General features: G+C 67.8%; 10 protein-coding genes and 1 tRNA gene. 2 read left to right on the forward strand and 9 right to left on the reverse strand.

Annotation, left to right across the window (positions count from 1 at the left end):
• Positions 1–67 precede the first annotated feature (67 nt).
• Both rplL and rplJ read right to left on the reverse strand, forming a co-directional pair.
• On the reverse strand, positions 68–454 hold the full coding sequence (gene rplL, locus ACFWGZ_RS38240) for a 50S ribosomal protein L7/L12 (RefSeq protein ID WP_382456483.1): 387 nt from the start codon (positions 452–454) through the stop codon (positions 68–70).
• A gap of 56 nt (positions 455–510) precedes the next feature.
• Positions 511–1,065 (reverse strand): 50S ribosomal protein L10, encoded by a 555-nt coding sequence (rplJ, locus tag ACFWGZ_RS38245; RefSeq protein ID WP_382456484.1) that lies wholly within the window; start codon positions 1,063–1,065, stop codon positions 511–513.
• 244 nt (positions 1,066–1,309) lie between these two features.
• Between rplJ and ACFWGZ_RS38250 the strand changes: the two genes are divergently transcribed.
• The gene (locus ACFWGZ_RS38250) at positions 1,310–2,017 is read left to right on the forward strand and encodes a hypothetical protein (protein WP_382456485.1); all 708 of its coding nucleotides are present in this window, start codon (positions 1,310–1,312) and stop codon (positions 2,015–2,017) included.
• Positions 2,018–2,026: 9 nt separating this feature from the next.
• Positions 2,027–2,797 (forward strand): methyltransferase domain-containing protein, encoded by a 771-nt coding sequence (locus tag ACFWGZ_RS38255; RefSeq protein ID WP_382456486.1) that lies wholly within the window; start codon positions 2,027–2,029, stop codon positions 2,795–2,797.
• A gap of 66 nt (positions 2,798–2,863) precedes the next feature.
• Here ACFWGZ_RS38255 and rplA read toward each other — a convergent pair whose 3' ends face one another.
• The 7 genes from rplA to ACFWGZ_RS38290 form a co-directional block, all read right to left on the reverse strand.
• On the reverse strand, positions 2,864–3,574 hold the full coding sequence (gene rplA / locus ACFWGZ_RS38260) for a 50S ribosomal protein L1 (RefSeq protein ID WP_382456487.1): 711 nt from the start codon (positions 3,572–3,574) through the stop codon (positions 2,864–2,866).
• A 79-nt stretch (positions 3,575–3,653) separates the two neighbouring features.
• Positions 3,654–4,088 carry a 50S ribosomal protein L11 gene (gene rplK / locus ACFWGZ_RS38265; protein ID WP_053733180.1) on the reverse strand — a complete coding sequence of 145 codons (435 nt, stop codon included), beginning with the start codon at positions 4,086–4,088 and terminating at the stop codon, positions 3,654–3,656.
• Positions 4,089–4,175: 87 nt separating this feature from the next.
• Positions 4,176–4,991 carry a transcription termination/antitermination protein NusG gene (nusG, locus tag ACFWGZ_RS38270; RefSeq protein WP_382456488.1) on the reverse strand — a complete coding sequence of 272 codons (816 nt, stop codon included), beginning with the start codon at positions 4,989–4,991 and terminating at the stop codon, positions 4,176–4,178.
• Positions 4,992–5,031: 40 nt separating this feature from the next.
• Entirely contained in the window at positions 5,032–5,445 is a 414-nt protein-coding gene (gene secE, locus ACFWGZ_RS38275; RefSeq protein ID WP_382456489.1) for a preprotein translocase subunit SecE, read from the reverse strand.
• A 34-nt stretch (positions 5,446–5,479) separates the two neighbouring features.
• Positions 5,480–5,552, reverse strand: a tRNA-Trp gene (locus tag ACFWGZ_RS38280).
• A gap of 237 nt (positions 5,553–5,789) precedes the next feature.
• Positions 5,790–6,197, reverse strand: coding sequence for a MaoC/PaaZ C-terminal domain-containing protein (locus ACFWGZ_RS38285; protein WP_382456490.1), 408 nt, complete (start codon positions 6,195–6,197; stop codon positions 5,790–5,792).
• Complete coding sequence (locus ACFWGZ_RS38290; RefSeq protein ID WP_382456491.1) at positions 6,194–6,643, reverse strand: MaoC family dehydratase N-terminal domain-containing protein; 450 nt, start codon at positions 6,641–6,643, stop codon at positions 6,194–6,196. Before ACFWGZ_RS38290 ends, ACFWGZ_RS38285 begins: the two co-directional genes overlap by 4 nt.
• Between the last annotated feature and the right edge of the window lie 44 nt (positions 6,644–6,687).

A 6,687-nucleotide genomic window follows, 5' to 3' on the forward strand; every position in this document is an offset into this window, starting at 1 on the left:
CCCCGGAAGGGATGCGCGCCCGTTCAGGCACTGCGAGGCAGAACGCCAGCCCCCGGAGGGGCCGAGATCACTTGACGGTGATCTTGGCGCCGGCAGCCTCGAGCTTCTCCTTGGCGGCGTCGGCGACGTCCTTCGCCACGCCCTCGAGGATGGCCTTGGGAGCGGACTCGACCAGCTCCTTGGCCTCCTTCAGGCCCAGGCCCGAGACGACCTCGCGGACGACCTTGATGACCTGGATCTTCTTGTCGCCGGCCGACTCGAGGACGACGTTGAAGTCCGTCTGCTCCTCGGCCTCGTCGGCAGCAGCGCCGGGGGCGGCGGCAGCGGCGACGGCGACGGGCGCCGCGGCGGTGACCTCGAAGGTCGTCTCGAACTGCTTCACGAACTCCGACAGCTCGAGGAGGGTCATCTCCTTGAACGCGTCGAGCAGCTCTTCGGTGCTGAGCTTCGCCATGATCGGCGGTCCTTTCTAATCTCCCGCGCGAAAGCGCCGGGCGTGTCTTCGGGTGATCAGCTTTCGGCGGGAGCGTCGGCCTCGGCGGCGGGAGCCGCGGCGGCCTTCTTCTCCTGCAGGGCAGCAGCCAGGCGAGCGACCTGGGAAGCCGGGGCGTTGAACAGACCCGCGGCCTTCGACAGGTTGCCCTTCATCGCGCCCGCGAGCTTCGCGAGCAGCACCTCACGGGTCTCGAGGTCCGCGATGGCGGTGACCTCTTCGACCGAGAGCGGGCGGCCATCCATGTAGCCGCCCTTGATGACCAGGGCCTTGTTGTCCTTCGCGAAGTCGCGGATCGCCTTGGCGGCGTCGACGGGCTCGCCCTCGACGAACGCGATGGCGGTCGGACCGGCGAGGAGGGCCTCGAGGCCCTCGATGCCGGCGTCCGCAGCGGCCAGCTTGACCAGCGTGTTCTTCGCGACGGTGTACTTGGTGCCCGCGCCGAGAGCGCGACGCAGCGTGGTGAGCTGCGCCATGGAGAGGCCACGGTACTCGGTGACAACAGCAGCCGAGCTGGTGCGGAACTGGTCCGCGAGCTCAGCGACCGCCGTAACCTTGCTGGGCTTCGCCATGATCGCCTCCTCTCTGGGCTGGGTTAGACCGCCAGCTGGAGAAGGTCCCGAAACAACAGAAACGCCCACGCGCACAAGCAGCACGGGGCGTCACAAGAAGCTTTGCCTCGTCCTCCCTGCGCGGGCCGCCCGTGTTGCAACGGGGCCTTCGGTCTCCTCGCGGAGACAACCTGCGGTCTTCGGTAGAACCAGGAAAAGACTAGCCGACTGTGTCGCGGCCGTCCAAATCGGCATGATGTGACGTGTGACCGACGAGCCCGGCAAGGACCTCGCGCCCCGCCAGCCGCAGCCTCCCCAGCCGCCCGCGCCGCAGGTGGACCCGGAGCACCTGCGGCAGTTCCAGGAGTTCCAGCGGTTCCAGGAGTACCAGCGCTACCAGGAGGCGACGGGCCAGGCGCCCCAGCCGTTCAAGCCGCAGGGCAAGCGGTGGTGGCTGGTCGTGCTGGGCAGCGGCCTCTTCTGGCGGGCGCTGTTCTTCCTCCTCGTCGTCTTCAGCGCGGTGTGGGCCTACAACCACTTCTTCGGCAGCGACGACCCCGGCGATGTCGCCCAGGACAGCGGCGGCGTGACGGGCCCGGCCCAGGGCCTGTCCGCACCGGCGGGACTGCAGGGCACGGTCGGCATGTTCTACAAGCACGTCTCGTTCGCGGACACGACGCGCGCCTGCACGCTGTTCCTGCGCGACGACACCCGGCAGAAGTTCGCGAACGCCTACGGCGCAAGCGACTGCGCAGCCGCCGTGAAGACGCTGAAGACCCAGGTGACCAGCGTCGACAGGTACCAGCAGGTCCTGTTCCCGCCGGACATGCTGAAGACCCCGGCCTCCACGAAGGTCACCATCGACTCGTGCGCCCTGACCGTCGAGGGCGGCCCGCGCCTGGGCCTCTTCGTGGTCGAGAAGGTCAACGCCGGCTGGGTCATCACCGACTGGTCACCCAGCACCTGTGGTTGATTGGCGCCCATGGCGAACGCACGGGGGGTGCCCGGCACCGACAAGGTCGCGTACATGGACAACGTCGCCGCGGTGGCCGGCGACTACAAGCGCCAGCTGCTCGACCTGCTGAACCTGGAGCCGGGGCTGAGCGTCCTCGACCTCGGCTGCGGCCCCGGCGCGGACATCCCGGCGATGGCGGAGGCCGTCACGACCTCCGGCCGCGTGGTGGGCGTGGACATCGAGCCGAGGATGGTCGAGGTCGCCAGCGCGCGCTTCCGCGGCCGCCCCGAGGTCGAGGTGCTCCTGTCCGACGGCCACGCCCTCCCGTTCGAGGACGCCACCTTCGACCGGGCGAGGACGGACCGAGCGCTGCAGCACGTGGCCGACCCCGCCGCGGTCCTGGCCGAACTGCTGCGCGTGCTCAAGCCGGGAGGCCTGCTGCGCGTCGGCGAACCGGACTGGGACGCGACGGTCGTGGACGGCGACCTGGAGACCAACAGGGCGTTCAACCGCTTCATCTGCGCGGACATCGTCCGCAACGCCACGATCGGCCGCCGGCTCCCCCGCCTGGCCCGCGCGGCGGGCTTCGAGGTCGAGTCCGTCCACACCACGGCACCGGTGTTCCGCGACTTCACCGAGGCGGACAAGGTCTTCCTCTTCTCCCGCAACACCGAACGCGCGATCCGAGCAGGCTTCCTGGAGCGTCCCGAGGGCGAACGCTGGCTGGCAGAACTGCGCGCGGGCGACTTCCTGGCCACACCGCTGGTGTTCCTGCTGGCCGCACGCAAACCGTCGTGACACGGAGAAAGGCCCCCGGCGAACCGGGGGCCTTTCTCACGAGTGCCAGCTGCGAACCGGGGAGGCTCAGGCCTCGTCCACCAGCATGTTGCGGGTGCGGTTCGGGTCGACCGGGATGCCGGGGCCCATCGTCGTGGAGACGGTGACCTTCTTGACGTACCGGCCCTTGGCCGCGGACGGCTTGGCGCGGAGCACCTCGTCCAGCGCGGCCGCGTAGTTCTCGACCAGCTTCTCGGGGTCGAACGACACCTTGCCGATGACGAAGTGCAGGTTGGCCTGCTTGTCAACGCGGAAGTTGATCTTTCCGCCCTTGATGTCGTTGACGGCCTTGGTGACCTCGGGGGTCACGGTGCCGGTCTTGGGGTTCGGCATCAGGCCACGCGGGCCCAGGATGCGGGCGATGCGACCGACCTTGGCCATCTGGTCGGGGGTGGCGATCGCGGCGTCGAAGTCGAGCCAGCCACCCTGGATGCGCTCGATCAGGTCCTCGGAGCCGACGGCGTCCGCACCGGCGGCCTCGGCCTCGGCGGCCTTGTCACCGGTTGCGAAGACGATCACGCGGGCGGTCTTGCCCGTACCGTGCGGCAGGTTCACGGTGCCGCGGACCATCTGGTCGGCCTTGCGAGGGTCGACGCCGAGGCGAATCGCGACCTCGACGGTCGAGTCCAGCTTCACCTTGGACGTTTCCTTGGCGAGCTTGGCGGCCTCCAGCGGCGAGTACAGCCGCTCCCGGTCCACCAGCTCGGCGGCGGCCTTGTAGGCCTTGCTGCGCTTCATGACTCTGTTCCTTACCGTGGATCAGTTCGTGGTGAATGAGCCGCGCTCGGCTCTCCCACGCTTGCACAAGAGGGTGTGGTCAGCCTTCGACCGTGATGCCCATGGAACGGGCGGTGCCGGCGATGATCTTCGCGGCCTGGTCGATGTCGTTCGCGTTCAGGTCGACCATCTTGGTCTGCGCGATCTGGCGCACCTGCTCCATGGTCACCTTGGCGACCTTGAGGCGGTGGGGCTCGCCCGATCCCTTGTCCACACCGGCGGCGGCGAGGATGAGGCGCGCGGCCGGCGGGGTCTTCAGCTTGAAGTCGAACGAGCGGTCCTCGTAGACCGAGATCTCGACCGGCACGACCTGACCGCGCTGCGACTCGGTCGCGGCGTTGTAGGCCTTGCAGAACTCCATGATGTTGACGCCGTGCTGACCAAGCGCGGGACCGACGGGCGGCGCCGGGTTGGCGGCACCAGCCTTGATCTGCAGCTTGATGATCGCTGACAGCTTCTTCTTCTTGGGTGGCATTGTCCGTACTTCCTGTTATTGCGGTGTCCGCGCGCGGCCCTGCCAGCCGCAGCGTGGCCGATCGGTCCCCTCGCGAGAGGAAACCGCTCAGATCTTGGAGACCTGGCTGAACGACAGCTCGACCGGCGTCTCCCGGCCGAAGATCGACACCAGGACCTTCAGCTTCTGGCCGTCCGCGTTGACCTCGCTGATCGTCGCGGGCAGCGTGGCGAACGGCCCGTCCATGACGGTGACCGACTCGCCGACCTCGAAGTCGACCTCGATGGTCGGCTTCGGCGCGGCCGTAGAAGCGGCCTTCTTGCCCTCGGCGGGCTTCTGCTCACCCTGCGGGAGCAGGAACTTCAGCACCTCGTCGATGGTGAGCGGCGAGGGCTTCGAGGTGGCTCCGACGAACCCGGTCACGCCCGGCGTGTTGCGGACGGCGCTCCAGGACGCGTCGGTGAGCTCCATGCGGACCAGGATGTAGCCGGGCAGCACCTTGCGCTGCACCAGCTTGCGCTGGCCGTTCTTGATCTCGGTGACCTCTTCGGTCGGCACTTCGACCTGGAAGATGTAATCCTCCATGTCGAGCGTGTGGATACGAGTCTCGAGGTTCGCCTTGACCTTGTTCTCGTAGCCGGCGTAGGAGTGCACGACGTACCAGTCGCCGGGCGCGTGGCGCAGGGCCTGTCGCAGCTCTTCGGCGGGGTCGGCGATCTCTTCGTCGATCGGCGTCTCGTCGATGGCGAGAACGTCGACGTCGTCCGCGTCGGCGTCGTCCGCAGCCTCGTCGTCCGCGGTCTCGGCGTCTTCGGAGTCCACAGCCTCCGACTCGACCGTCTCGTCGGCCGCGGTGTCCTCGGACACCTCGTCGTCGATGAGGTCGGTCTTCTCCTGGGCGTCAACGCCGTTGTCGGAGCTCACTGTGGATCTCGCTTCCTGGTTGCAGCGGCAGCTGTCCGGCTCAGCCGAACAACTCGAAAACAGCCGCGCCGAAGCCGAGGTCGAGAGCCCACACCAGCGCAACCATGAACACCACGAACACGAGGACAACGCCCGTGTAGGTGACGAGCTGCTTGCGCGTCGGCCAGATCACCTTGCGGAGTTCGCCGACGACCTCGCGGATGTAGCGGAAGAACCGCCCGATCAGCGAGGGACGCTTCTCCTGCCCTTCACGGGTCTTGGTCGGGCGACCCTTCTTCGCGTCCTCGTCCGACGAGTCGGACTTGGCGACGCTCTTCTTCGACTCGGCGCTGCTGCCGTCCTTGCGGGCGGCCGGGCGAGAGGAGGCACGACGTTCACGTCGCGCCGCAGCAGTGGACGGCCGGACAGCGCCTTCGCGCTCCTCCGGCTGGTCCTGCTCGCGGCCCTCGCTCATGCCGTCCTCCACTCCACCCATGACGCTTCGACAGCAGGGGCGACAGGACTTGAACCTGCAACCTGCGGTTTTGGAGACCGCTGCTCTGCCAGTTGAGCTACACCCCTTCGGAACCCCTGATCGGGATCCCCTGGCCAAGCAGGAAGTGTACGGGAGGCTGTCCCGTCCATTCCAACCAGACCGCTCAAGCACTTATCGAGCGGCCTGTCGCACAGCCTACCCACACGACCGCCGAGAACACGAATCCGGGTCGTGCAACTGCGTGCCCCATGACCACGAAATCTCCCGTGAGCACGGCAAACACCACCGGGCCGGGTGACCCGGCGGTGTTCTTGATCACATGATCAGCTCACGCGCACGCGGGCGAACGCGCCTGTCAACACGGACTTGCCGTCAAAAGCCGCGGTGATGTTGACCTTCACAGTTCCGTCCTCGAAGTCCTTGGTGACCTTCGCGGTGACCTCGACCAGCGCTCCCTCGCCGTCGTTCGGCACGACGACGGGCCGGCCGAACCGGCAGCCGTACTCGACGATCGCACCGGGGTCGCCGATCCACTCCGCGACGATCCGCGAGGCCACGGCCATGGTGAGCATGCCGTGCGCGATGACGTCGGGCAGGCCGACGTCCTTCGCGGTCTTCTCGTTCCAGTGGATGGGGTTGAAGTCCAGCGACGCACCCGCGTAGCGCACCAGGTCGTCGCGCTTGAGGCGGACGGACAGCTTCGGCAGCTCGGTGCCGACCTCGACGGTCACGCGTCCTCTCCCCTCACGACGAGCATCGACTTCGCGACGGCGACGAGCTCGCCGTCGACGGTGCTGATCTCGGTCCGCACGGTCACCATGTCGTTGCCCATGCGCGACGTGATGGCGTCGATGTGCGCCACGCTGACGAGCTGGTCACCCGCGGTGATGGGCCGGTGGTGGGTGAAGTTCTGGTCGCCGTGCACGACACGGCTGTAGTCGAGCTCCAGCTCCGGGTCGAACATCACGGTCTCGTTCGTCTTCATCGACACGACGATCGCGAACGTGGGCGGGGCGATGACGTCCCTGTGCCCCAACGCCTTCGCCGCTTCGGCGTCGCGGTAGGCCGGGCTGGTCGCGCCGATCGCGTCGGCGAACTCGCGGATCTTCTCGCGGCTCACGTCGTACGGCTGCGACGGCGGATAGCTGCGTCCGGTGAAGCTGGGGTCGAGAGGCACCGGGTGAGCCTATATGCGACGAGGCCCGCCCACGGTGTGGGACC

Origin of the sequence: Lentzea sp. NPDC060358, from assembly GCF_042725365.1 — a bacterium.
Classification (GTDB): domain Bacteria; phylum Actinomycetota; class Actinomycetes; order Mycobacteriales; family Pseudonocardiaceae; genus Lentzea.